Source organism: Delftia sp. CH05 (assembly GCF_009827015.1).
In the GTDB taxonomy this organism is placed as follows: domain Bacteria; phylum Pseudomonadota; class Gammaproteobacteria; order Burkholderiales; family Burkholderiaceae_C; genus Comamonas; species Comamonas tsuruhatensis.
This window is the reverse complement of the sequence record NZ_WUMG01000009.1, coordinates 151,071-174,742: the sequence shown is the minus strand read 5'-3', so window position 1 is coordinate 174,742 and position 23,672 is coordinate 151,071. Positions and strand designations below refer to the sequence as shown.

The 23,672-nt window shown below is 64.7% G+C and carries 21 protein-coding genes and 1 pseudogene; 17 read left to right on the top strand and 5 right to left on the bottom strand.

Annotated features, from left to right (window positions below; all coding sequences use genetic code 11):
• From GRX31_RS10490 to GRX31_RS10485, 3 genes and pseudogenes are all read left to right on the top strand, one after another.
• On the top strand, positions 1 to 204 hold a 204-nt coding region (locus tag GRX31_RS10490; RefSeq protein ID WP_160852528.1), incomplete at its 5' end, for an integrase core domain-containing protein.
• 178 nt (positions 205 to 382) lie between these two features.
• Positions 383 to 571 (top strand): annotated as a pseudogene (locus GRX31_RS31155) (hypothetical protein); the annotation flags it as partial.
• Between the two features lie 132 nt (positions 572 to 703).
• On the top strand, positions 704 to 2,317 hold the full coding sequence (locus GRX31_RS10485) for an IPTL-CTERM sorting domain-containing protein (protein ID WP_237426650.1): 1,614 nt from the start codon (positions 704 to 706) through the stop codon (positions 2,315 to 2,317).
• Positions 2,318 to 2,377: 60 nt separating this feature from the next.
• On the opposite strand, the gene GRX31_RS10480 is transcribed toward GRX31_RS10485, so the two are convergent.
• Positions 2,378 to 2,656: a hypothetical protein gene (locus GRX31_RS10480; protein WP_016445950.1), complete on the bottom strand. Its 279-nt coding sequence runs from the start codon at positions 2,654 to 2,656 to the stop codon at positions 2,378 to 2,380.
• A 130-nt stretch (positions 2,657 to 2,786) separates the two neighbouring features.
• Here GRX31_RS10480 and GRX31_RS10475 point away from each other — a divergent pair, with 130 nt between their 5' ends.
• Entirely contained in the window at positions 2,787 to 3,314 is a 528-nt protein-coding gene (locus GRX31_RS10475) for a hypothetical protein (RefSeq protein ID WP_160310754.1), read from the top strand.
• Between the two features lie 42 nt (positions 3,315 to 3,356).
• On the opposite strand, the gene GRX31_RS10470 is transcribed toward GRX31_RS10475, so the two are convergent.
• The 3 genes from GRX31_RS10470 to GRX31_RS30540 all read right to left on the bottom strand — a co-directional run bounded on the left by GRX31_RS10470 (position 3,357) and on the right by GRX31_RS30540 (position 5,592).
• Complete coding sequence (locus GRX31_RS10470) at positions 3,357 to 4,772, bottom strand: HD domain-containing phosphohydrolase (protein ID WP_237426649.1); 1,416 nt, start codon at positions 4,770 to 4,772, stop codon at positions 3,357 to 3,359.
• Between the two features lie 97 nt (positions 4,773 to 4,869).
• Entirely contained in the window at positions 4,870 to 5,247 is a 378-nt protein-coding gene (locus GRX31_RS10465) for a hypothetical protein (RefSeq protein WP_160852524.1), read from the bottom strand.
• 126 nt (positions 5,248 to 5,373) lie between these two features.
• Positions 5,374 to 5,592 (bottom strand): hypothetical protein, encoded by a 219-nt coding sequence (locus GRX31_RS30540; protein ID WP_202396551.1) that lies wholly within the window; start codon positions 5,590 to 5,592, stop codon positions 5,374 to 5,376.
• Here GRX31_RS30540 and dusA point away from each other — a divergent pair.
• The 3 genes from dusA to rsxB all read left to right on the top strand — a co-directional run bounded on the left by dusA (position 5,582) and on the right by rsxB (position 8,841).
• Positions 5,582 to 6,559 (top strand): tRNA dihydrouridine(20/20a) synthase DusA, encoded by a 978-nt coding sequence (gene dusA / locus GRX31_RS10460; protein WP_016445948.1) that lies wholly within the window; start codon positions 5,582 to 5,584, stop codon positions 6,557 to 6,559. The genes GRX31_RS30540 and dusA overlap by 11 nt on opposite strands.
• A gap of 168 nt (positions 6,560 to 6,727) precedes the next feature.
• Positions 6,728 to 8,101 (top strand): polyhydroxyalkanoate depolymerase, encoded by a 1,374-nt coding sequence (locus GRX31_RS10455; RefSeq protein WP_160852522.1) that lies wholly within the window; start codon positions 6,728 to 6,730, stop codon positions 8,099 to 8,101.
• Positions 8,102 to 8,124: 23 nt separating this feature from the next.
• The gene (gene rsxB / locus GRX31_RS10450; protein WP_074922261.1) at positions 8,125 to 8,841 is read left to right on the top strand and encodes an electron transport complex subunit RsxB; all 717 of its coding nucleotides are present in this window, start codon (positions 8,125 to 8,127) and stop codon (positions 8,839 to 8,841) included.
• Positions 8,842 to 8,877: 36 nt separating this feature from the next.
• Here rsxB and GRX31_RS10445 read toward each other — a convergent pair whose 3' ends face one another.
• Positions 8,878 to 10,416, bottom strand: coding sequence for a methyl-accepting chemotaxis protein (locus tag GRX31_RS10445; protein ID WP_160852520.1), 1,539 nt, complete (start codon positions 10,414 to 10,416; stop codon positions 8,878 to 8,880).
• Positions 10,417 to 10,604: 188 nt separating this feature from the next.
• On the opposite strand from GRX31_RS10445, the gene dapC reads away from it, so the two are divergent.
• The 10 genes from dapC to GRX31_RS10395 all read left to right on the top strand — a co-directional run bounded on the left by dapC (position 10,605) and on the right by GRX31_RS10395 (position 23,532).
• Positions 10,605 to 11,810 carry a succinyldiaminopimelate transaminase gene (gene dapC / locus GRX31_RS10440; RefSeq protein WP_160852518.1) on the top strand — a complete coding sequence of 402 codons (1,206 nt, stop codon included), beginning with the start codon at positions 10,605 to 10,607 and terminating at the stop codon, positions 11,808 to 11,810.
• Positions 11,811 to 11,861: 51 nt separating this feature from the next.
• Entirely contained in the window at positions 11,862 to 12,686 is an 825-nt protein-coding gene (gene dapD, locus GRX31_RS10435) for a 2,3,4,5-tetrahydropyridine-2,6-dicarboxylate N-succinyltransferase (RefSeq protein ID WP_012205450.1), read from the top strand.
• Between the two features lie 180 nt (positions 12,687 to 12,866).
• Positions 12,867 to 14,036, top strand: a complete 1,170-nt coding sequence (locus GRX31_RS10430; protein ID WP_016445943.1) for a PilT/PilU family type 4a pilus ATPase — start codon at positions 12,867 to 12,869, stop codon at positions 14,034 to 14,036.
• Between the two features lie 85 nt (positions 14,037 to 14,121).
• Entirely contained in the window at positions 14,122 to 15,282 is a 1,161-nt protein-coding gene (gene dapE, locus GRX31_RS10425; protein WP_016445942.1) for a succinyl-diaminopimelate desuccinylase, read from the top strand.
• A gap of 22 nt (positions 15,283 to 15,304) precedes the next feature.
• The gene (prmB, locus tag GRX31_RS10420; RefSeq protein ID WP_160852516.1) at positions 15,305 to 16,282 is read left to right on the top strand and encodes a 50S ribosomal protein L3 N(5)-glutamine methyltransferase; all 978 of its coding nucleotides are present in this window, start codon (positions 15,305 to 15,307) and stop codon (positions 16,280 to 16,282) included.
• A 1-nt stretch (position 16,283) separates the two neighbouring features.
• Positions 16,284 to 17,291 carry a LysR family transcriptional regulator gene (locus GRX31_RS10415; RefSeq protein WP_016445940.1) on the top strand — a complete coding sequence of 336 codons (1,008 nt, stop codon included), beginning with the start codon at positions 16,284 to 16,286 and terminating at the stop codon, positions 17,289 to 17,291.
• Between the two features lie 180 nt (positions 17,292 to 17,471).
• Positions 17,472 to 19,064: a class I adenylate-forming enzyme family protein gene (locus GRX31_RS10410; protein ID WP_160852514.1), complete on the top strand. Its 1,593-nt coding sequence runs from the start codon at positions 17,472 to 17,474 to the stop codon at positions 19,062 to 19,064.
• Between the two features lies 1 nt (position 19,065).
• Positions 19,066 to 20,289, top strand: a complete 1,224-nt coding sequence (locus tag GRX31_RS10405) for an acyl-CoA dehydrogenase family protein (protein ID WP_160852512.1) — start codon at positions 19,066 to 19,068, stop codon at positions 20,287 to 20,289.
• A gap of 65 nt (positions 20,290 to 20,354) precedes the next feature.
• Positions 20,355 to 21,365 carry a tripartite tricarboxylate transporter substrate binding protein gene (locus tag GRX31_RS10400; RefSeq protein ID WP_016453490.1) on the top strand — a complete coding sequence of 337 codons (1,011 nt, stop codon included), beginning with the start codon at positions 20,355 to 20,357 and terminating at the stop codon, positions 21,363 to 21,365.
• A gap of 94 nt (positions 21,366 to 21,459) precedes the next feature.
• On the top strand, positions 21,460 to 23,532 hold the full coding sequence (locus GRX31_RS10395; RefSeq protein WP_160852510.1) for an ABC-F family ATP-binding cassette domain-containing protein: 2,073 nt from the start codon (positions 21,460 to 21,462) through the stop codon (positions 23,530 to 23,532).
• The last annotated feature ends 140 nt before the right edge of the window (positions 23,533 to 23,672 follow it).

Below are 23,672 nucleotides of genomic sequence, written 5' to 3'. Positions count from 1 at the left end.
GCCGAGAGCTTCGTCAACACCTTCAAGCGCGACTATGTGGCGCGCATGGACCTGAGTGACGCGCAGACGGTACTGGCGCAACTGCCAGCGGCCTTCGAGCACTTCAACGAGGTGCATCCGCATTCTTCGCTGAAAATGCGGTCGCCTCGGGAGTTCAGGCGGCAACACGCTGCAGGGGCTGACCAGCTGCTTTATTGCGAATAGGGTGGGGTCGGGAATACGGGGGCGACATCAAGGCCGCCTAGCCGGAGTAACTACCAAGTTTCAGTGATAGACACAATATACACAAATTCATACAATTTGCAGCGCGTTTGGTCATCAAACAAAAGTTCAGCAAACAGAGCTAGAGAGATTGCGCCGATCTCCAAAGTAAGGGAACAACATGTCTTCTGGGGTTTTCCGCACATGGGTGCTAGGCGGCATCTTTGCTCTTGTCACCTACACCGGCTCTGCAAGCGCACAGCTGATCTTGTCCGCGTCCCACACCGATGCCTCTTGTAACGGGGCAAACAACGGCACGGCCACTGCCCAAATCACCCAGAACGGTGTTGCGCCCTTCACCTACTCATGGAGCCCCTCTGGAGGCACAAACGCTACCGCAACAGGTCTCATAGCAGGCACCTATACAGTTACGGTTACTGACAATAACGGCCTGCAAGGAACAGCGTCTACGACCGTTGGACAGCCTGAAACATTGTCAGGCATGCAGTCGCAGATCAATCCCGTTGGAGGCAACAACGGTAGCGCAACAGTTGTCGCGACAGGGGGAACTCCTGGCTACACTTACTCATGGACCCCCTCCGGTGGCGCAGCGGCAACCGCGACAGGACTGGCTCCCGGTCAATATTCGGTGACCATCACAGACTCCAAAGCCTGCCAAACCACGCTTAGCTACACGCTTGTAGCTCCTGCCGCCTCAGTGCAATCAGTAAGCGTTCCCCCCGACGGAACCTATAGTGCTGGACAGAACCTGCAGTTCACTGTGACCTACAGCGCTCCCGTGACCGTCACAGCTGGCGGCACGCCCTCAATTCCTTTGACGATTGGTTCAACTCTGCGGCAAGCGAACTTCGTCGGTGGCAGCAACAGCTCCGCCCTGACCTTCATATATACCGTGCAGCCAGGTGATGTTGACGCAAATGGAGTGTCGTTAGGAACCGCTATCGATCTCAACGGGAGCACGATGACGAGCGGAGGCACCAACGTTGTGCTGAATTTGGCGAACGTAGGCGCCACGACCGGCGTACTGGTGAATGGACAGCAAAACCAGAACATCACGTTCCCAAACCCCGGCGACCAAACTTTCGGCACAACGCCAACACTGACCGCGACGGCCAGCTCCAGCCTGCCGGTGGCCTTCAGCGCAAACACAACTGCGGTGTGCACGGTCACCACGGGCGGCACGCTGACTTTTGTGAACACAGGCTCTTGCACCGTTGATGCGAACCAAAGTGGTAACGCAAGCTACCTGCCTGCATCACAGGTGTCTCAAACCTTCATGGTGAATGCAGCGGCACCCGGAGCCCCCACCATCGGCAACATCGCTGCAGACGACGGGCAGGCTACGGTGACTTTCACTGCACCTGCTTCCAATGGCGGCGCGCCCATCACAGGCTATACCGTGATCGCGACCCCCGTGGCCGTGCCCGGTGCGCCTGGCGTGATCACTCAGCAAGGAACGACATCCCCCATCGTCGTGGCTGGCCTGAGCAATGGCTTCACCTATAACTTCACGGTCGCAGCCTCCAACGGGACAACCGGTGCAGCCTCTGCAAGCACACAAGCCACGCCACGCAAACTGCAACTGGTGAGCGCGCCCGGCAGCGTGCCTGGCATGACCGGCATACCGTCTGCCACGATGTCCGGCGGCGGCACCACTTGCACGCTGCAACCTGGCGGCGGCTTCGGACCTGTGACCTCCACCCCACCGAACCTGCAAGCGCCCAGCGGACAGTTCGCTTTCAGCGCCGAAAACTGCACCGGATCTGTGACGATGACTCTCACCTATCCCAGCGCTCTCCCCGAAGGCGTGCAGTTCCGCAAGCCCGATGGTGTCGGCGGCTGGTTTGACCCTGCGCCCGCGCTGAACGTGATCGTGGACAGCGCGCGCACCACGGTGACCTACACCATCACGGACAACGGCCCTGGTGACACCAACCCTGCGGCGGGCGTGATCGCCGATCCGCTCGTGCCCGTGCTGGCAGCAGCCCCAACAGGCGGCGCAGCAGCCGTTCCCACGCTCAGCGAATGGGGCGCCATCCTGATGTCTGCCCTGCTGGCAATATTCGGCCTGCGCCGCATGCGCCGCCAGCGCTGATGCAGGCCTGACTTGAAAAAGCAAGGCCCGCAACTGCGGGCCTTTCCTTTGTCCGGGCGTCTACAGGCGGCGCGCGGCGATCAGCAGGCGCTCGGCCAGCGTGGGCTTTGCAGCCAATCGTCCTGCCGTTCCCAATACACCGTCGCGGCCCGTGGCCGCGCGCGCTATCAATGCCGTGCCCAGCGCACCACTCACAAGACGGCCCATGCCACTTTCCGCGCGCCGGGCATGGCGCAGCGCCAAGAGGCCGGCACCGAGCACAAGCCAATGCTCTCCCGTGAATCCCTTGCGAGAGTCATCCCACTTGCGCAGGTCCTGGATCTTTTCTGAAATCGCCATTCATTGCTCCTGTTGCTTCAGAGCTGTCATGGTGTGCCAGCAACAGGCTGCAGGCTGTCGGTCCCTGGGCAAGATTCCGGTGGCGAGAGTCCTACGGACGCGCAGCGAGGACCGGCCCCAGCAATCCCGCTTGATGCGCTCCCACTGCGGCGCCTGCATGTGTTCCTTGCTCATCCTGCCGGAGGTGGCAGCCTTGGTAGGCACGACGTCGAGATTTACGCCAAGTGACCATCCGTGTTTCCACGTATATCCAGATATTACTCTTGCCAAGCGTGATTTTGATAATAAATTATCAAAATCAATTACTTTGTCAAATTTTGCATCAATTGAAATATCGAGCGGCTTTCATAATAACATTTCATGCTCAAGAATTGGCATGGTGGCGCCAATAATAAATCACAGCACAGCGAGGCATAAAATGATCGAAGGCGGATGGTGGAAAGCCTATACAAAAAATGGCCGGTATATAGGAATAATCGAAGGAGATGAATTCATAGTCGGAAAAACGAGGATTTTATACAGAATAAGCAAAAACAAGCTGTATTCAACAGAAGTACCGCCTTCACTTATAGCTGACATATCAGAAAAACAAGCAATTACAACCAATGGAGAAATTCTACTCAAATTCTCAAAAACAACCAGAGAGCGAAGGCTATAAAAAACTGGACCAAGTCCAGACCAAAATAATTACTCAATCCAATCAAACAGCCGTCGCTACAGCACGAATTGGAAACTTTCGACCAAGATCAACACGTAATTGCATTCTGCGTATCAACTCTGGCGTCAAAACTCGACCTGCTGTAAGCAAGACCAAGCCTTCCCTCGATACGAAGTCTTGAGCCAAAATCATCCCTGGCCTCAATTCTGAACAGGGAACATTAATTGGAGCCGGGTCGGGAGCAGGGGTCGCCTGAATCACAATTTGCAAGAAAGCATCCACAACCTCTGGATCAAATTGTGCTCCTCTACTATGCGAAATGAGCGTTCTTGCCTCTGCGCAAGTTAGCGGCTTACTGCTCAAATGCCCCACCATCAGGTCATCGTAAAAATCAGCAACCGCAATTATGCGAGCACCTATTGGAATATCCTTCCCCTTTAGGCCATCAGGGTAACCTGCTCCATCGAATCGCTCATGGTGAGACCTGACGAGAGTAGCGACAAGATGCGCATCATCTATCGACAGAAGCAGTTGCTCTCCCAAACTGCTATGGTTTCTATACTTATCCAGTTCCTCATGACTTAAACTTGGGACGGGCTTGCTTAACATCCCATCGGGAAGAGTAATATGAGCGATATCATGAATGAGCGCAGCGACAAAAGCATTCTGCTGCTCTGCTTCACTTAGCTGCATAATACTTGCGGTTCGGCGGGTTAGATCCGCAACGCGTCTTGAATGTCCGGCAAGTATCCCCCCTCGCCACTCAAGCAGATTTGAAAACATTCGGATCGATGCGACGAAGCTTTTTTTAAGTTTCCTATGCGCCTCCAACAATTCGTCGTCATGCTCATGGGCAGTCAGCTCAACAGCTGCATTTAGTTCTGCCAACTCCTTCGTCAGCGCTCTATTTTTTTGCTCTAGCCGAATATTCTCATAGCGTGTAATTTTTTGATCATTCAGTTGCTCAATGACAGCCAAAAATTGCTCACTATTCAAAGGTTTGACTATATGGCGGTGCAAGCCCAGCAACCGACCAAGGCCTTTCGTAATTGCCATGGGACTGCATTCCGAAAGAAAAATCACGAACAGATCAGGGGACTGCCCAACGAGATTTTCCAGCCACTGCCCACCATCCTTGTCAATTACACGCGTATTGCATATCAACAAGTCAATTCGTCCACCAGCAAACTCAGCCAACGCTTCCGGCGCACTTGCCGCCATTCGCATATCATATCCAGCCTGACCGAGCAACAGGCCCAACCCTGAAAAATCTTCCACCTCGCAATCAACCATCAATGCTTGCAACCGCGATTGCGGCGCGAATGATTCTTGCCTCTCTCTAACATTCATTTGGCGCGCCTCCATTTGTCTTATTCGATGCATGGCCTCGCCAATATGCCATCGAAAGGCAATGTGCAGATAGAAATTCTTTACCAACACCAAATGAATGAAGATCAAATTTATCCGCTTCTCGCCACTCACTTACATCTAGCTACCATTACCCCAGTTTCGCGCAATGGATGAAATTTGCTCCAGGGAGAGCTCTCACTTGGATTCAAGGCAGTCTTGTTGGCCACGCTTGAAGCCCGGCCGCGTAGGCGGGCACCTGCGTGCGCAGCACGCTTGAGCCTGGCGCGGTCCAGCACCTGCAGCGGCGCATCAATGCCGCGCGCGGCCGAAGCATGCAGGAAGACCTGGCGCAGCCACACCATGTCATTGAGCACGGCGGCGGGCCGGCCTCGTCTTCCGTGCGCTGCTTCTTGGTGTAGCCCATCAGATCCTGCACCGTGAGCTTGGCGGCCTGGAGGTCGGCCCGACCAGAGGCCTGCAGTCGCGCGATGTCGGCTTTTTTACTACGGCCCCACTCAGTCACGTTTTTGACCGCACTGACATAATCCCGCAGTGGCTCCCCCACTGAAATTTTCTTGTGCACGGCCTGGCGCCTGGCCAAAAGCGTGCTCCTGGTCCATCTCGTGCTCGCGCCTGCGCAGCCACTCATTGGCCAGCACTTTCCGACGGTAGGCCTGGCTTTCGCGGTGGACAAACGTGCCGTTCTCCATCAGCCGGATCTGTGCGGTGCAGGCAAGCCATCCGTGCGCTTGCGTGAAGTGATGGCCCCATCTGTTTTGCGACAGGTGAAGGATGTGGCAAAGCCAGCGAGAAAATCAGCAAAAACGGGGTTGGATGGCGAAGAATCAGGCAACGACGCCAGAGCAAAAAACCCAATCAGATCAATGACAAACGTAGAAAACCAAGCACCTGCCAGCATGTGGCGCATGTCCGTTGCGCCCATGATGGACTGGACTGACAAGCACTGCCGCTACCTGCACCGACTGCTGAGCCGCCATACCCTGCTGTATACCGAGATGGTGACCACGGGCGCACTGCTGCACGGTGATGTGCCACGGCATCTGCGGTTCGAGGCCGAGGAGCATCCGGTGGCGTTGCAGCTCGGCGGCAGCGAGCCGTCGGATCTGGCGCAGGCTGCGCGGTTGGGAGCGCAGTGGGGATATGACGAGATCAATCTGAACTGCGGCTGCCCCAGCGAGCGGGTGCAGCGCGGTGCATTTGGCGCCTGCCTGATGAATGAGGCGCCGCTGGTGGCCGATTGCGTGAAGGCCATGGTGGATGTGGTGGACGTGCCTGTCACGGTGAAGCACCGCATCGGCATCGACAAGGACGAGAGCTACGAATTCGTGCGCGACTTCGTGGGCACGGTGGCCGATGCGGGATGCCGCGTGTTCATCGTTCACGCACGCAATGCCTGGCTCAAAGGCTTGTCTCCCAAGGAAAACCGCGAGATCCCGCCGCTGCGCTACGAGATCGTGGCCCGGCTCAAGCAGGATTTTCCGCAGCTGACCATTGCCATCAATGGCGGCATCAAGGCCGACGCCACCGTGCAGGAGCTGCTGCAGCAGGTCGATGGCGTGATGGTGGGGCGTGAGGCCTATCACAACCCCTGGTGGCTGGCCTCGTGGGATGCGCTGTACTACGGCGATGCTGGCGTGGAGCACACGCGCGAGTCCATCGAGGAGCAGATGGTGGCCTACATGGAGCGAGAGGCGCGCACGCACGGCACGCACTGGTATTCGATAGCCCGCCATATGTTGGGGTTGCGCAACGGGCTGGCAGGTGCGCGGCGCTGGCGCCAGGTGTGGAGCAACCACCAGTTCAAGCAATTGCCGCCTTCAGAGGTGATGCGGCTTGCGCGCACCAAACCGGCCGAAGCGGCGCTTGCCGCCTAGCGCGCCGCACTGCATTGCAGGAATGCCGGGGGCTGGGCTGCCGCCAGCTTACAACCATCAGTCAAGCTATCACTTAAGCGACAGCATTAGAGGGGTTTTACTACCAGTTTTCTTAGCGTGCTGCTGATATATTGCACTGCAACAAATCCAAACAACCCCCTTGTATCCATGCTCTATCAGCTCTACGAAATCCAGCGCGCCATGGTCGAGCCCTTTGCCGATTTCGCGCAGGCTGCAGCCAAGCTCTACAGCAACCCCCACTCGCTGCTGAGCCAGGGTCCGATGTCCCAGCGCATGGCCGCCGGGTTCGACCTGTTCTACCGCCTGGGCAAGGATTACGAAAAGCCCGAGTTCAACCTGCGCAGCGTCGATGTCGGCGGCGTGGACGTGACGATCCGCGAGCGGGTCGAAGTGGACAAGCCGTTTTGCGAGCTGCGCCGCTTCAAGCGCTTCTCCGACGACACCGAGACACTGCAGACCATGCTGAGCCAGCCCGTGGTGCTGATCGTGGCGCCGCTGTCGGGCCACTACGCCACGCTGCTGCGCGATACGGTGCAAAGCATGCTGGGCGACCACAAGGTCTACATCACCGACTGGAAGAACGCCCGCCTGGTACCGCTGGCCGATGGCGAGTTCCACCTCGACGACTACGTGAACTATGTGCAGGAGTTCATCCGCTACCTGCAGGGCAAGTACGGCCAGTGCCATGTGGTCAGCGTCTGCCAGCCCACGGTGCCGGTGCTGGCTGCCGTGTCGCTGATGGCCAGCCGTGGCGAGACGCCTCCGCTGTCCATGACCATGATGGGCGGCCCCATCGATGCGCGCCGCTCGCCGACCTCGGTGAACAATCTGGCGCAGAACCGCAGTTTCGAGTGGTTCGAGAACAATGTGATCTACCGCGTGCCCGAAGGCTATCCGGGCGTGGGTCGCCGCGTCTACCCCGGCTTCCTGCAGTACTCGGGCTTCGTGGCCATGAACCCGGATCGCCACGCCAAGAGCCACTACGACTACTTCAAGGACCTGATCAAGGGTGACGACGCCAGCGCCGAGCACCACCGCAAGTTCTATGACGAGTACAACGCCGTGCTCGACATGGATGCCGACTACTACCTCGAGACCATCGCCACGGTGTTCCAGGACTACAAGCTGGTCCATGGCACCTGGGAAGTGCGTTCGCCCGAGGACAAGGTTGAACTGGTGCGCCCGCAGGACATCAAGGGCAGCGCCCTGCTGACCATCGAGGGCGAGCTGGACGACATCTCCGGCTCCGGCCAGACGCGGGCTGCGCACGATCTGTGCAAGGGCATTGCCGCGGATCAGCGCAGGCACCTTGAAGTGCCGGGCGCGGGACACTACGGGATTTTCAGCGGCCGCCGCTGGCGAGAGATCGTCTATCCGCAGGTGCGCGAATTCATCAGCACCCACCAGCCCGAGAGCGCCACCGCCGCCAGCGCTGCAGGCCATGCCAGCAGCCTGAGCGATGACGCGCCAACGGCCGCCGAGCAGTCACGCAAGCGTGGCGCCAAGGTGCAGGCAGGCTGATTACCGAGCAAGCCCGCCACGCCATGTCCTCCACCGCCATGCTCGCCCGCGACGATCTGGCAGCGCGCATAGACGCCGCGCTGCCGCAGACGCAGTGCACGCGTTGCGGCTACCCTGACTGCGCCAGCTACGCCCAGGCCGTGGCTTCGGGCGAGGCTGGCATCAACCAGTGCCCACCGGGCGGCGCTGCGGGCGTGGAGCGGCTGGCCGCATTGACGGGCCGGCCCGTTGTTGCGCTGAGCGCCGAGCACGGCATGGAAGCCCCGCGCACCGTGGCCGTGATCGACGAGGCCTGGTGCATCGGTTGCACCCTGTGCATCAAGGCCTGCCCCACGGATGCCATCCTGGGGGCCAACAAGTTCATGCACACGGTGATCGCAGCCCACTGCACGGGATGCGAACTGTGCATTCCCGTGTGTCCGGTCGATTGCATCGAACTGCACAATGCCAGCGGCCCGGCCACAGGCTGGTCTGCCTGGAGCCCCCAGCAGGCCGAGCATGCGCGCCAGCGCTATGTGCTGCACCGCGAGCGTGAAGTGGAGCGCGAGCGTTTGAGTGCAAGCCGGGCAGCGACGCCTCTTGCGCAGGCAGAGCAGGCAGCAGCCGACGACGCCAGCCCTCAAGCACCCTGCCCCGCACCTCCCGTGGCCGAGAGCAAGCAGGCCACCATCGCCGCCATCCTGGCCCGCGCACGTGCCCAGCGCGCGGGCGGCGGTTCATCGCCGAACGCGTGCCAGTGAAGCCCGCCAGGCGGCAGTCTGCCTTCCACGCCAAGGCTATGCCGCCAGCGCCAGACTCTTGTAGACGCCGCATCCCCAGTACAGCCCGCCATGCTTGCAGACGAAGGACATCTTGGTCTGCACCTGTTGCGTGGCCGGGTTTCTGAAGTCGTACTCCACCCAGCCTGGGCCGCGCTCGGCCTGGGCAATGATGTCGGCCAGCAGCTGCTCACCCCGCACGCCTGGCAGCTCCTGCACGCGCACGCCCACACGCGCAGGGTTGCCGCCAAAGGCGCGGTAGCTGCCGTCGGCGGCCAGGGCGAAAACGTACATATCGCGGTCATGGAAGGGCTGGCCGGGGTCGTTTACGGCGGCCAGCAGTGCCTCGGTGGCCACTCCGCGCCGCGCCAGGCCCAGGGCCGACTCGACCAGGGCCACGGCCTCCTCCGCCGTGCCCTGCTGCAGCCGAAAGCGCGACACCGCCCCTGACAGCATCTGCGCGCGCTGCTGCAGCGCGCGTGCCTGGTCCAGCGCGTGGCCCACCATCTGCGCGTTGTGCTGGGTGATCTCGTCGATCTGGTGCACGGCGCGGCTGATCTCGGCCAGGCCCGTGCTCTGGCTGCCGGTGGACTGCGACAGCTCTCCCATGTGCTCGGCCACCTGGCGGATGCCTTCGGTCACGCGCTCCATGCCTCGCCCGGCCGTGCGGATCAGTTCGGTGCTGTGCTCCACCTGGGCCAGCGCATCGCCGATCAGGTGGCGGATCTCGCGCGCCGCCTCGGCCGAGCGGCCGGCCAGGGAGCGCACCTCGCTGGCCACCACGGCAAAGCCGCGGCCCTGCTCGCCCGCACGCGCCGCCTCCACGGCAGCGTTGAGCGCCAGGATGTTGGTCTGAAACGCAATGCCGTCGATCACACCGATGATCTCGCGCATGCGGCCGGCGCTGCTTTCAATGGTCTCCACCGACTCCACGGCGCGGCCCATGGCCACCACGCCTTCATCGGCCGCGCCGCGCACCGCGCTGGCCTGGTGGTGGACCACGCCCACCACGTCGGCGTTGTGCTGCACGGCGCTGCTGAGCTGCTCCACGCTGACCACGGTCTGGGCCAGGTTGGTGGCCTGCAGTTCGGTGCGATCGGACAGTGCTTGGTGCTCGTTCACCAGTTGTTGCCCGGCCTGCGCCACCAGGGCCGCATTGCTGCGCACATCGGCCACCATGCCAGACAGCGAGGTCACCATGCCGCCCAGCAAGGCCTTGGGCGTCTGGACGGCGCCTGCGCCCTCCTGGGAGGCCGCAGCCTCCACGGCCACACGCTGGCTCAGGTCTCCCTGGGCGATGCCCTGCATGGCCTGCTGCAGCAATTCGCGCTCGCCGATCACCCGCGACCAGAGCCTGTGCATGCCGCCCAGCAGCAACCCGGCCCACAGCAGCAAGGCTGCCCAAACCCAGGGCCCCAGGCCCATCGAATCGGCCACCAACGCCAGCGCCGGTCCCGCCAATGCCCACACCGTGCATACGAGGAAGCCGGCACCTGGGCCGGATGTATGCTTACGATGCCTGCTTCCATCTTTTTCCATGCCAGCGCCTGCCTGCATAGCTGTCTGCCTCTCTTGTAATTGGTATCTGGAATTCACCGTTTGCGAGGCCCCGCCACACGAGTTGGCATGGCCCCAGTCGAGACCATGCCAGAATAGGTAACAGAATGCAAAAAAGCCAGCGTGCAGACCCGCAGTCCCCTGTGACAACGGCATGCCGAAAGCGCATCAATCCATAATGCGAGCCCATGAATCCCCTGCTCTCCCGACTCCAGCCCTACCCGTTTGAGCGTCTTCGCAAACTGTTCGCCGGGGTCCAGCCACCGGCGGGCGTGCGCCCCATCAGCCTTGGCATCGGAGAGCCCCGCCATGCCACGCCGCCCTTCATCGAACAGGCGCTGAGCGCCGACCTGGGCGGCCTGGCCAAGTACCCGGCCACCGCCGGCGAGCCCGCGCTGCGCGAAGCCTGCGCCCAGTGGGCGCGCCAGCGCTACGGCATTGCGCTGGACGCCGCCGCCCAGGTGCTGCCGGTCAACGGCTCGCGCGAGGCCCTGTTCTCCTTCACCCAGGTCGTGGTGGACGCCAGCCAGGACGGCGCGCGCGTGATCTGCCCCAACCCGTTCTATCAAATCTACGAAGGCGCCACCCTGCTGGCCGGCGCCCAGCCGTACTACGCCCCCAGCGATGCTGCGCGCAATTTCGCGGTGGACTGGGACAGCGTTCCCGCCGACGTGTGGGAAAAGACCCAGCTGATCTTCGTGTGCTCTCCCGGCAACCCCACGGGCGCGGTGATGCCGCTGGCCGAATGGGAAAAGCTGTTTGCGCTGTCCGACCGCCATGGCTTCGTGATTGCCAGCGACGAGTGCTATAGCGAGATCTACTTCGACGGCACGCCTCCCCTGGGCGGACTGGAAGCCGCGCAGCGCCTGGGCCGCACGGACTACAAGAACCTGCTGATGTTCACCAGCCTGTCCAAGCGCAGCAATGTGCCTGGCCTGCGCAGCGGTTTCGTGGCGGGCGATGCGGCCCTGATCAAGGCCTTTTTGCTGTACCGCACCTACCACGGCGGCGCCATGAGCCCCGTGGTGCAGACGGCCAGCATCGCGGCCTGGGGCGACGAAGCCCATGTCGAGGAAAACCGCCGCCTGTACCGCGAAAAATTCAACCAGGTCACCCCCGTGCTGGCGCGCGTGATGGATGTGCGCCTGCCCGATGCCAGCTTCTACCTGTGGGCCGGCATTCCCGAATCGCTGGGCCTGGACGACGCCGACTTTGCCCGCGAGCTGTATGCCACCACCGGCGTGACCGTGCTGCCCGGCAGCTACCTGGCGCGCGAGGCCAATGGCCGCAATCCGGGCGCCGGGCGCGTGCGCATGGCCCTGGTGGCCGAGACCGCCGAATGCCTGGAGGCGGCCCAGCGCATTGCACAATTCATAGAATCACGCCAGCGCTGAGCCACGCCTGGCCACCCCTTTCCTCACAAACCCTTTGATCACCAAAGCCATATGACGCAACAGCTGCAATCCATCATCGACACCGCCTGGGACAACCGTGCCAGCCTCTCCCCCGCTGCCGCGCCCAAGGAAGTGACCGAGGCCGTGGACCACGTGATCGAAGCCCTGAACAACGGCCAGCTGCGCGTGGCCACGCGCGAAGGCGTGGGCCAGTGGACCGTGCACCAGTGGATCAAGAAGGCCGTGCTGCTGTCCTTCCGCCTCAAGGACAACGTGCTGATGCAGTCCGGCGACCTGAACTTCTTCGACAAGGTCCCCACCAAGTTCGCCGGCATGACCGAAGCCGAGATCGCCGCCACCGGCGTGCGCGTCGTGCCTCCGGCGGTGGCCCGCCGTGGCAGCTTCGTGGCCAAGGGCGCCATCCTGATGCCCTCCTACGTGAACATCGGCGCCTACGTGGACGAAGGCACCATGGTCGACACCTGGGCCACCGTGGGCTCCTGCGCTCAGGTCGGCAAGAACGTGCACCTGTCCGGCGGCGTGGGCCTGGGCGGCGTGCTGGAGCCGCTGCAGGCCAACCCGACCATCATCGAGGACAACTGCTTCATCGGCGCGCGTTCCGAAATCGTCGAAGGCGTGATCGTGGAAGAGAACTCGGTGATCTCCATGGGCGTGTACATCGGCCAGTCCACTCCCATCTATGACCGTGCGACCGGCGAGACCAGCTACGGCCGCGTGCCCGCCGGCTCGGTGGTGGTGTCGGGGAACCTGCCCAAGGACAACGGCCGCTACAGCATGTACGCCGCCATCATCGTCAAGAAGGTCGATGCCAAGACACGCTCCACCACGAGCCTGAACGACCTGCTGCGCGATTGACCTGCATCCGGACCGCGCCAAAGGCGTGGTTGCGGCGCCAAAACATCCCCTGTTCAGGGGATGGACCAAGGCATACTCTCGAGGGCGTCCCCGGCCACCAGGCAGCGGACGCCCGTTTCACGTCAAAAGCGCGTGACAACGATCCAAGAACAGCTACAGCACACGAATTTGGGGGAACACATGGGCACGATGGAGAGGATTTTGCGCCTGATGGGCGAGAAGCAGGCGTCCGACGTCTACCTGGCGGTCAACGCGCCGGCGCTGATCAAGATCAACGGCGAATGCGTCCCCATCAACAACCAGCTGCTGCCGCCCGATGCGCCGCGCAGCCTGCTGGCCGAGATCGTGCCGGCCGAGCGCCTGCAGGAGCTGGACGAGACGGGCGAGCTCAACATGGGCGTGCCGCTGCGCGGCGTGGGGCGTTTCCGCGTCAGCGCCATGCACCAGCGCGGCAGCTGCGCCGTGGTGATCCGCTTCATCGCCCAGCACATCCCGCCCATGGACACGCTGAACCTGCCGCCCGTGCTGGGCGAGCTGATCATGCAAAAGCGCGGCCTGCTGCTGGTCGTGGGCTCCACGGGCTCGGGCAAGAGCACGACGCTGGCCTCGATGATCGACGCGCGCAATGAAAAGCTCACGGGCCACATCCTCACCATCGAGGACCCCATCGAATACCAGTTCCGCAACAAGCGCTCCATCGTCAACCAGCGCGAAGTGGGATCCGACACGGCATCGCTGCAGGTTGCGCTCAAGAATGCGCTGCGCCAGGCGCCCGACGTGATCCTGATCGGCGAGATCCGCGACCGCGAGACCATGTCCTCGGCCATGGGCTTTGCGCAGTCGGGCCATTTGTGCCTTGCCACGCTGCACGCCAACAACAGCTACCACGCACTCAACCGCATCCTGTCCTTCTTCCCCGAGGAAATCCGCCCCACCATGCTGGGCGAGCTGTCGGCAGCGCTCAAGGGCGTGATCTCCCAGCGCCTGGTGCGCACCGTGGATGGCGGCCGCATGCCGGCCGTCGAGGTGATGCTCAACACCAAGCTGATCGCCGACCTGATCGAGCGCGGCAACTTCTCGGGCGTCAAGGAGGCCATGGAGAAATCCATGGCCGAAGGCTCGCAGACCTTTGAAGAGGCGCTGGCCCAGCTGATCCGCTCGGGCCGCATCGACCGCGCCGAGGGACTGGCCTTTGCCGACTCGCCCACCAACCTGATGTGGCGCCTGGAAAACGACGTGGTCAAGGCCGGCCATGCCGCGCCGTCCAGCCAGTTCGCCGAACTGGCCACGCCCGGCGAGGACGACATGCCCTCGTTCACCGAAATCATGCTGGAAGTCAAGCCGAACTGAACGGCCGGGCCTGCAGCGTTCACAATGTCGGAGCACGCTGGCGCCAGCCAGCCCTCCGACTTTTTTGTTTTTTGACCTTCCCACCATGTCCCGCACCTTGCAACTGACCGAGCAGCTGATCAGCCTGCCATCCGTGACCCCGGAAGACGCCGGCTGCCTTGAACTCCTGGCCGATGCCCTGCTGCCCATGGGCTTTGCCTGCGAGCGCATCGACAGCGGCCCCGACAGCTTTCGCGTGCGCAATCTCTGGGCCAGGCGCTCCGGCGCAGGCACCGACCGGCCCGTGCTGGTCTTTGCCGGTCATACCGACGTGGTGCCCACCGGCCCCCTGGAGCAGTGGAGCAGCCCGCCCTTCGTGCCCACGCACCGCGACGGCAAGCTGTACGGCCGCGGCGCCAGCGACATGAAGACCTCCATCGCCGCCTTTGTCGTGGCACTGGAGGAGTTCCTGGCCGAGACGCCAACTCCCTCCTTCGACATTGCCCTGCTGCTGACCAGCGACGAGGAAGGCCCTTCGGTGGACGGCACCAAGGTCGTGGTCGAGTTGCTGCGCGAGCGCGGCGAGCGCCTGGACTGGTGCATCGTGGGCGAGCCCACCTCCGTGGACCGCACGGGCGACATGATCAAGAACGGCCGCCGGGGCACCATGAGCGGACGCCTCACCGTCAAGGGCATCCAGGGCCACATCGCCTACCCGCAGCTGGCGCGCAACCCCATCCACCAGGCCCTGCCGGCCCTGGCCGAACTGGCCGCCACGCGATGGGACGAGGGCAACGCCTTCTTCCCGCCCACCAGCTGGCAGATCAGCAACATGCATGGCGGCACGGGCGCATCCAACGTCATCCCCGGCCATGTGACCATCGACTTCAACTTCCGTTTCTGCACCGAGTCCACGGCCGAATCGCTGCAGCAGCGCGTGCACGCCGTGCTGGACCGCCATGGACTGGAGTACGAGCTGGCCTGGACCATCGGCGGCCAGCCCTTCCTGACCACGCCGGGCACGCTGGTGAATGCCGTGCAGGCGGCCATCCGCGCCGAGACCGGCCTGGAGACCGAGCTGTCCACCACGGGCGGCACCAGCGACGGCCGCTTCATCGCCCAGATCTGCAGCCAGGTCGTGGAAGTGGGCCCGCCCAACGCCAGCATCCACAAGATCGACGAGCACATCGTGGTGGCCGACATCGAGCCCCTCAAGAACATTTACCGCCGCACGCTCCAGGAGCTGCAGCGCCAGCAGGCCGCCTGAACGCGCGCCCAAGGAGCCGACGATGACATCCGCCCCCACCCCTGCCAATATTCCCGCCATCTCGGGCAGCACCATCGCCGACCTCGTGGCCTCGGGCGCCGCAGCGCTCACGGCGGCCGGCGTGGCCTTTGGCCACGGCACGGCCACGGCCGAAGACGAAGCGGCCTGGCTCACGCTGTGGAAGCTGGGCCTGCCGCTGGACAGCGAACTGGCACCCGGCGCGCCCGAATCCCTGGCCGACCAGGCCGTCAGCGCCCAGCAGCAGGCCGAAGTGGCTGAGCTGTTTGCAGAGCGCATCCGAACGCGCAAGCCCGCCGCCTACCTCACGCGCGAAGCCTGGCTGCAGGGCGTGCCCTTCTACGTGGACGAGCGCGCCATCGTGCCGCGCAGCTTCATTGCCGAGCTGCTGGCCGACGGCAGCATCGACGGCTGGCTGTCCGACCGCACGCGCCGCGTGCTGGACCTGTGCACCGGCAACGGCAGCCTCGCCTGCCTGGCGGCCATGGCCTGGCCCGAGGTCGAGGTCACGGGCGCCGACATCTCGGCCGACGCGCTGGCCGTGGCGCGCATCAACGTGGACCGCCATGAACTCGCCGAGCGCGTGCAACTGCTGGAGAGCGACGGACTGGCCGCCCTGCCCGGCCCCTGGGACCTGGTGCTGTGCAACCCGCCCTATGTGAATGCCGACAGCATGTCGCGCCTGCCTGCCGAATACCAGGCCGAGCCCGAGCTGGCGCTGGCCGGTGGTGCCGACGGCATGGACTTCATCCGCCGCCTGCTGCAGGACCTGCCCTCGCGCCTGGCCAAGGAAGGCGTGGTCGTGCTGGAAATCGGCAATGAAAAGGACTTCTTCGAAGCCGCCTTCCCCGACCTGCCCGTGTTCTGGCTGGACACCAGCTCGGGCGACGAGCAGGTGCTGCTGATCACCCAGGAGGCACTGCGCGCCTGGACCGAAGGCGATATCGAGGCCCTGCGCCCGCAATACCGCCCCCTGGGCTGAGATGGACCTGCGGGCGCTGCGCTACTTCATCGCCGTGCTGGAGGCTGGCAGCCTCTCGCGCGCCGCGCACTCGCTGTACGTGGCCCAGCCCGCGCTCACGGCGCAGATCAAGAAGCTGGAAGGCGAGCTGGGTGCGCAACTGCTGGAGCGCAGCCACGCCGGCGTGACCCCCACCCCGGCCGGCGCGCAGCTGTACGAGGATGCCCGCCGCCTGCTGTCCGACGCCGATGCCATGCGCGAGCGCATACAGCGCCTGCCCCAAGGCCCCGAAGGCTCGGTCACCATCGCCCTGCCCTTTTTGCTGACCAGCCTGCTGGCAGGCCCCCTGATTGCCAGCCTGCGCCACAGCCACCCGCGCATACGCATCTTCGTGCTCGACGACCTGAGCCTGATGGTGCAAAAGGCCATGCTGGACCGGCGCGCCGACTTGGCCATTCTTGTGGACACGGCCAGCCTGCATGACCTGCAGGTGCAGCCCATGGCCGAGGAATCCATCTACGTCTGCGGCCAGGATGGCGATGGCAGCGTGGCCCCGCTGCTGCGCCCGGCGCCGGACGGCGGCCTGCCGCACATGGACTTTGCCCATGCCTGCCAGCTGCCGCTGGTGCTGCAGTCGCGCCGCTTTTCCATCCGCCAGACCGTGGAGGCCGCCGCCGATGCGCGGGAGCTGCGGTTGAACATCGTCCACGAACACGATTCCGCCCGCGTCATCCGCTCGCTCTACCACTGCGGCGCGGGCTTCACCTTCACGCCCGCCTGCTCGCTGAGCGATGCGCCCGCCTGGCTGCGCGAGGGCGCCAAGGCGGCGCCCACGGGCCTCCAGCCCGGCTGGATCGTGGCCCAGGTCGCGGCGCCCGCGCTGCTGCGCCGCTACTTCCTTGCCGTGCAGGCCAACCGCGGCGGTGACCCGGCACTGCAGGTGGTCCGGCAGGCACTGCTGGACCAGGCCCGGCAACTGATCACGGCGGGCCTCTGGCAGGCGCGCTGGCAGCATCCGCAGCAGATGTGATGCAGCAGCCCAGCGTAGTGCGGCAGTCCGATGGTCATCAGCAAAAACGGCAAGGGTTGGTCTGGACATCAATTTTTCTGATGCAACTGAATCACTAATCGGTATTTCCCCGGCCCGGTCCTCTTCTGCAACAGTGCATGGCACACCGCGCAAAACGCGCGGCTTCAGCCAAGGAATGCCATGCACGAGACATCCCGGCCCACCGCAGGCCACCCCCATTCCCTCCCCATACCCAATGTCGGCGAACTCGTCGCACGCAGCTGCAGGGCCCATGCCGAGCAGCCTGCGGTGACCAGCGCCGCGCGCAGCATCAGCTACGCAGAGCTTGAGCAGCGCTCCAACCGCCTGGCGAACGCCCTGCTTGCCCAGGGGCTGGCCCGCGGCGACCGCGTGGGCATCTACCTGCCCAATTGCGTGGAAATCGTGGAGATCGAGATCGCCTGCTACAAGGCCGGGCTCATCAAGGCGCCCTTCAACGCACGCCTGTCTCCACGCGAAGTAGGCGATATCGCGGCCAACAGCGATGCTTCCATCATCGTGACCACGGCCGCGCGCGCCGAGGCCTTCAAGCCGCACCTGCAGTCTGCCGACGTGCGCCTGCTGCTGCTGGACGGCCCTGCCGACAGCAACTACGAAGCGCTGCTCGCCCGCGCCAGCGACCGCTTCCAGCCCGTGGACGTGCACGAGCACGAGGTGGCCGTGCTGCACTACACCTCGGGCTCGTCGGGCGTGCTCAAGGCCGCCATGCAGACCTTCGGCAACCGCCTGGCCCAACTGCGCAAGTTCCTGATGCGCGGCGAGGGCATGCAGGCCGGCCATGTGCTGGGACTGGTGGGGCCGGTCACCCACGCCTCGGGCATGCAGATGGTGCCGGCGCTGTGCACGGGCGCCACCATCCACCTGTTCTCGGGCTTCGAGCCGGGCGCCTTCATGGCCGAGATGCAGGCGCGGCGCGTCACCCATACCTTCATGGTGCCCACCATGATCAACATGCTGCTGGCCGAGATCGGCGGCCGCTACCGCCCGCTGCCCGACCTGCAACGCCTGGGCTACGGCGCAGCGCCCATGGCGCCCGCGCGCATCCTGCAGGCCATGGACGTGTTCGGCCCCATCCTGTCCCAGGGCTACGGCGCGGGCGAGACCACCTCCGGCGTCTGCGGCCTGACGGTGCAGGACCACCTGCAGGCACGCGCGTCGCGGCCCGAGCGGCTGGCATCCTGCGGCCGGCCCTTTCTGGAATCCCTGGTGGAGGTGGTGGACGACGAAGGCCGCCGCGTGCCCGAGGGCGAGATCGGCGAGATCGTGGTCAGCGGCGCCGATGTCTTCGCAGGCTACTGGCGCGCGCCCGAGCTGACGGCCGAGGTGCTCAGGAACGGCCGCTACCACACGGGCGATCTGGCCCGCATGGACGAGCAGGGCTTTGTCTACATCGTGGACCGCAAGAAGGACATGGTCATCAGCGGCGGCTTCAACGTCTATCCGTCCGAGGTGGAGTCCGTGCTCTACGAACACGCCTCGGTGGCCGATGCCTGCGTGTTCGCCATCCCCGACGACAAATGGGGCGAGGCCGTGGCCGCCCACATCGTGCTCAAGCCCGGCCTGGCCGGCGACAGTGCCGCGCTGGACCGCTTCTGCGCCGAGCGCCTGGGCGGCTTCAAGCGCCCGCGCCACATCGAATTCGTGCAGCAACTGCCCAAGAACCCCAACGGCAAGGTCATGCGCCGCGCCGTGCAGGCGCCCTACTGGGCCAACCACGCCCGCAAGGTGAACTGAGATGAACGCCAAAGACACACTCCCCACCGCCAACGCTGCCCTGCTGGAAATGCCCTTTGAAGGCTCCGAGCGCGCAGCCGGCCTGATCGACGCGCTCAACGCCTTCATCCACGGCGAACTGGCCGACCTCGCCCGCGCGCATGGTGTGGACCATGAAAACAGCGCCTCCACCGATTTGCTGCGCCAGGTCTGGAAGCTGTCGCATGCGCGCGGCTTCTACGGCATGACCCTGCCCGAGGCCATGGGCGGCGCCGGCCTGTCCGTGCTCGACCAGGTGCTGGTCAAGGAGGCCATCTACGCCACGGGATCGCCCTTCGCGCCCCATGTGCTGGGCGAACTCAGCGGCCCGCCGCGCATAGGCGCGCTGATCCGCAAGGCCACGCCCTTGCAGATGGAGCAGTTCATCCTGCCCGTGGCACGCGCCGAAAAGTCCATCTGCTTTGCGCTGACCGAGGCGGCGGCCGGCTCGGACGCGGGCGCGCTGGAGACGCGCGCCGTGCTGGAAGGCGACCATTACGTGCTCCACGGCCGCAAGCGCTTCATCTCGGGCTCGCCGTTTGCCGACTTCGCCGTGCTCATGGCCTCGACCGCGCCCGAGGGCAGCCCGCAGCGCGAGATCAGCGCCTTCTTCGTGGACCTGCATGCACCGGGTGTGCAGGTGGTCAGCGGCTACAAGACCATGGCCGGTCAATCGAGCACGGGAGACATCGTGCTCGACGGCTGCCGCGTGCCCGCTGCCCAGTTGATCGGCGAGCCGGGCCGGGGCCTGGCCCTGGCGCTGGGCCGCATCACCGTCAACCGCCTGCTGCACTGCCCGGCCATGATGGGGCTGGCGCAGGTGGCGCTGCGCGATGCGCGTGACTATGCGCTGGGGCGCCAGCAATTCGGCCGCAGCATTGCCCAGTTCCAGTCCATACAGCACATGCTGGCCGACATGGCCACCGAATGGATGGCCGCGCGCGCGCTGATGGTGCAGACGGCCCGCGCCATAGACGCCGGTATCGACGCGCGCGCCCAGGCCTCGATGAGCAAGCTGTTCTGCTCGGAGACGGCGTTCCGCATCGCCGACCGCGCCGTGCAGATCCATGGGGGCGAAGGCATCGTCCAGGGCCGGCGCGTGGAATTCCTGTTCCGCATGCTGCGCATGTACCGCGTGCTCACGGGCACCAGCGAGATACAGCGCAACACCATCGCCAAGGAGCTGCTGGAGCGGGCCGGCGCCTGAGGCTGACCGGCAGCCCCAGCACTCCCCCAGCAAACAGAAAAGACAAAAGACCAGGAGACAAAGCCATGCCACACATCACCAGCAGCGGCCAGGACCGCCGCCAATTCCTGCGGGCTGCAGGCGCCGCATCGCTTGCGGCAGGCCTGCCCTGGGCCGCCACAGCCTCCGCGCACGACAGCGCCTGGCCCACGCGCCCCATCAAATGGGTGGTGCCCTACCTGGCCGGCACCAGCCCCGACACGGCCGCGCGCATCGTGGCCGAGGCGCTGTCGGCCCAGCTGGGCCAGCCCGTGGTGATAGACAACCGCGCCGGCGCGGGCGGCAACATCGGCGCCCGCCAGGTGGCCAAGGCACCGGCGGACGGCTACACCCTGTTGTACTCGGGCTCGCCCATGGCCGCCGCCATGCGCATGTACAAAAGCCCCGGCTACGACGTGTTCAAGGACTTCCGCCATGTGCTGGGCATGTCGCGCTCGGACATCCTGGTCGTCGTGCATGCCGACTCGGGCATGCGCACGCTGGATGACCTGGCCGCCCGCGCCAAGGCCAGGCCGGGCGCGCTGGACTATGCCTCGGGCGGCGTGGGCACGCCATCGCACCTGGGAGTGGAGATGCTGGCCTCAAGCATGGGCCTGCAGGTCAACCATGTGCCCTACAAGGGCGCGTCCGAGCTGGTCAATGCCGTGCTGGGCCAGCAGGTGGCCTTCGGCGCCCCGCTGTTTTCCGTGGCCTATCCCCAGGTGCTGGCGGGCAGGCTGGTGCCGCTGGCCATTGCCGGCCCCCAGCGCAACGCCAAGCTGCCCCAGGTGCAGACCCTGGCCGAGCTGGGCGTGCCCGACGTCAACCTCACGTCCTGGGGCGGTGTGTCCGTGCCGGCCGCCACGCCCGATGCCATCGTCCAGCGGCTGCGCACGGCGCTGGAGGAGGTGCTCAGGCAGCCCAAGGTCATCGCCTTGCTGGAGCAGGAAGGCGGCAAGGTCGCCATCACCAGCGCCGAAGCCTATGCCAAGGGCTTCGAGCGCGAGATCCAGTTCACCCAGTCCATGATGCAGCGCGTGGGCATACAGCCGATCTAGGGACTGGTACCAGGGCTTTGCACCGTGGCCGGGCACGGGCATGGCGGGCGGCAATCCTGCCCTGGCGCAATCGCTGGGATAATCCTGCCCATTCATGATCAGCCTTCGCAACATTACCCTGCGCCGCGGCACCCGCGTGCTGCTGGACAGCACCTCCGTCTCCATCAACCCCGGTGAAAAAGTCGGCCTTGTCGGACGCAATGGCGCCGGCAAGTCCAGCCTGTTCGCCCTGCTCAACGGCAGCCTGGCCGAGGACGGCGGAGAGTTCTCCATCCCCTCGCAATGGCGCCTGGGCCAGGTCGCGCAGAACATGCCCGAGACCTCGGAGACGGCCACCCAGTTCGTGCTGGACGGCGACACCCGCCTGAGCGAGCTCAACGCCCAGCTCGCGGCCGCCGAGGCCAGCGAGGACGGCATGGCCATCGCCCACGCCCACGTGGACCTGGCCGATGCCGGCGCGCACGACGCCGTGCCGCGCGCACAGGCCCTGATCCTGGGCCTGGGCTTCAAGGTCTCCGAGCTGGAGCACCCCGTCAACAGCTTCTCGGGCGGCTGGCGCATGCGCCTGCAGCTGGCGCGCGCGCTGATGTGCCCCTCCGACCTGCTGCTGCTGGACGAGCCCACCAACCACTTGGACCTGGACGCCCTGGTCTGGCTGGAAGCCTGGCTCAAGCGCTACCCCGGCACCCTGGTCGTGATCAGCCATGACCGCGAATTCCTGGACGCCATCACCAACACCACGCTGCACATCGAAAACGCGCAGGTCACGCGCTATGGCGGCAACTACAGCAAGTTCGAGGAACTGCGCGCCCAGCAGATGCTGCTGCAGCAGGCTTCGTTCGAGCGCCAGCAGGAAAAGATCGCCCACCTGCAAAAATTCATCGACCGCTTCAAGGCCAAGGCCTCCAAGGCCAAGCAGGCGCAAAGCCGCGTCAAGCAGATCGAGCGCATGGAAAAGGTCGCGCCCATGCTGGCCAGCGCCGATTTCACCTTCGAGTTCAAGCCGCCCGCCAACCTGCCCAACCCCATGCTGGCGATCACGGACGCCGCATTCGGCTACCTGGACGACGAAGGCCAGGCGACCACCATCCTGCGCGGCGTCAACCGCTCGGTGCTGGCGGGCCAGCGCATCGGCATCCTGGGCGCCAACGGCCAGGGCAAGTCCACCCTGGTCAAGACCATCGCGCGCGAGATGAAGGCCCTGGCCGGCACCGTGACCGAAGGCAAGGGCCTGAACATCGGCTACTTCGCCCAGCAGGAACTGGACGTGCTGCGCCCCGGCGAAAACCCGATGGAGCACATGATCCGCCTGGCACGGGACACCGGCGCCACCGGCCCGCAGGCGCGCGAGCAGGACCTGCGCAGCTACCTGGGTACGTTCAATTTCAGCGGCGACATGGTCAAGCAGGCCGTGGGCAGCATGAGCGGCGGCGAGAAGGCGCGCCTGGTGCTGGCCATGATCGTCTGGCAGCGCCCCAACCTGCTGCTGCTGGACGAGCCCACCAACCACCTGGACCTGGCCACGCGCGAGGCCCTGGCCATGGCCATCAACGACTTCGACGGTACCGTCATGCTGGTCAGCCACGACCGCGCGCTGCTGCGCTCGGTCTGCGAGGACTTCTGGCTGGTCGGCCGTGGCGTGGTCGGCCCCTTCGACGGCGACCTGGACGACTACCAGCGCTACCTGCTGGAAGAATCCCGCCGCCTGCGCGAGGAAGCCCGCAAGGCCGAACAGGCGGCTGCGGCCACCAGCAAGGCGGCAGCGCAGGTGGAGCCCGCAGCAGGTGCAGCAGCTGCAGCACCTGCAGTGCAGGCCCCCGTGGCTGCTGCGCTGGCCCCGGCCCCCGCTGCCCCATCCACGCCGCCGGCCGCCAGCGCCGGAGACCAGCGCGAGCAACGGCGCCTGGCCGCCCTGGCCCGCCAGCAGATGGCCGAGAAGACCCGGCCGTTCAAGAAGGAACTGGAACAGCTGGACAAGCGCCTGCCCCAGCTGCAGGCCGAACGCACGCGGCTGGAGGGCCTGCTGAGCCAGCCCATCTCGCCCGCCGAGATGGCCGAAGCAGGCCGCAGCCTCAAGGCCTGCAACGACGAGATCGACAGCCTGGAAGAACGCTGGCTGGAACTGAGCGAGCAGATCGAGCAGCTGTCGGCCGCGATGTCCGACTGATTCCAGTCGTTCTCGAAAACCAGGCGGTCCCATTGGCCCGCCTGCCACAAGCGTCGTCCCGCGTGAAGACGGCGCTCCACTTCGGCCCAGCCGAAGTGCGCCCCTGAGGCCCCTCCCTCTCCCAACGCCCTCGCACTCCC